Origin of the sequence: Streptomyces sp. NPDC047453, assembly GCF_040643155.1 — a bacterium.
In the GTDB taxonomy this organism is placed as follows: Bacteria; Actinomycetota; Actinomycetes; order Streptomycetales; family Streptomycetaceae; genus Streptomyces.
Window position 1 is genome coordinate 1 of the sequence record NZ_JBEYTS010000185.1, and the last position, 1,304, is coordinate 1,304.

Here is a 1,304-nt window from a genome sequence, read left to right on the forward strand (position 1 = left end):
GATACGATCTAGACACTCGCATCCTCGCAGGTCAGCGGCACCTTTCTGCTGTCAGGGCGTCAGCCCGACCAATTCCGCTGAATAACCGGGGTTGATCGCGCCGTCGAGCGGCGCGTCGATCCACACGGCCCGCGCTTAGGGTTCCAGCACAGGGATGGGTTCGTGCTCTCAGGTCCCTTCAGCGCCGGACTCACGCCGGCCGGGACGCGGCTGGGAGGGCGTGCGCTTCACGACCTTCTGGCCCTGTTGTGCGATCGCTGTGGTCAGCGGGAGGCGCCGGCCGCCGGCGCGGGCTCGGCCGCTCGGCAGGCCGGGCAGATGATCTGCGCATGTTTCCCGTATCGCCGGGTCAGCCCCTGGCAGCGCGGGCAGTAACCGACCTCTTCAGGCGTGCACCCCAGCAGGCGCGCAGCGGCCGTCCGGTCGGTCGCCGGGTCGATACGCTGAAGCACCTCGTCCACATGTACGAACATATCCGGCCATGCCGGAATTCCGCATGCGGCTACGGCGCTTGCTTGACTGCTCCCCTCCCTGAAGGGAGGGGATTCCTGGCTCAGACCGCCTCCTGGAGCAGCGCTCCAGGAGGTCTTGCGCCCTCGACACCAGCCGGGTCCAGACCTGCCCGGACGAGCATCACGCGGGCGGAGTTCTTGTCCCTGGGACAGACAACTCCGCACGCGGTGCAGGTGTAGGTGCGTTCCGACAGCGGCAGTGCGTGCTTGGTTCTCGCTCCGCACGATCCGCAGTCCATGGTGGTGTGCGCGGGATGCACCAGACGCACATCCCGCGCGTGCTTGCGGCCCATCTCGATCAGGGCCTGCTTGGTGGCGCCGATCGCGGCATCGGCCGCCTTGCGGGCCATCGACGTCCGGGCGAGGAACTTGGGCCGGAAGTCCTCCACCGCGATCACGTCATGGTCGCGCACGACCTTCTTCGCCCACTTACGGGCGGTGTCCTGCCGCTGCCGGGCGATCTTCGCGTAGGTCTTGGCCCGCCACTTCTTCGCCTCCCGATAGCCCCTCGACGCGGGCTGCCCCTTCTTCGGCCTGCGGCGGGCCATCATCCGGTCGTAGCGGCCCAGCTCGGCCTGGGCCTTCTGACCGTGCTGAGCGTGGGGGAGGTCGTGGGCGTAGGAGGTGGTGGTGGCTGTCTCCCTCACCCCCCAGTCGATTCCGATCACCGCACCGGTCGGCGGGAGTGGCTCGATAGGGGCGGGGACGACGAACGAGGCGTACCAGTGGCCGAGGTGGTCGCGGTAGACGCGCACCGAGGAGGGTTCGGCCGGGAGGGGACGGGACCACACC

At 68.7% G+C, this 1,304-nt stretch carries 2 protein-coding genes; both read right to left on the reverse strand.

The features are described from left to right. Positions 1-263 precede the first annotated feature (263 nt). Complete coding sequence (locus tag ABZ818_RS42825) at positions 264-461, reverse strand: hypothetical protein (RefSeq protein WP_361427771.1); 198 nt, start codon at positions 459-461, stop codon at positions 264-266. Positions 462-553: 92 nt separating this feature from the next. Further along, positions 554-1,304, reverse strand: a 751-nt coding sequence (locus ABZ818_RS42830; RefSeq protein WP_361427774.1) for a transposase, incomplete at its 5' end; no start/stop codon positions are given.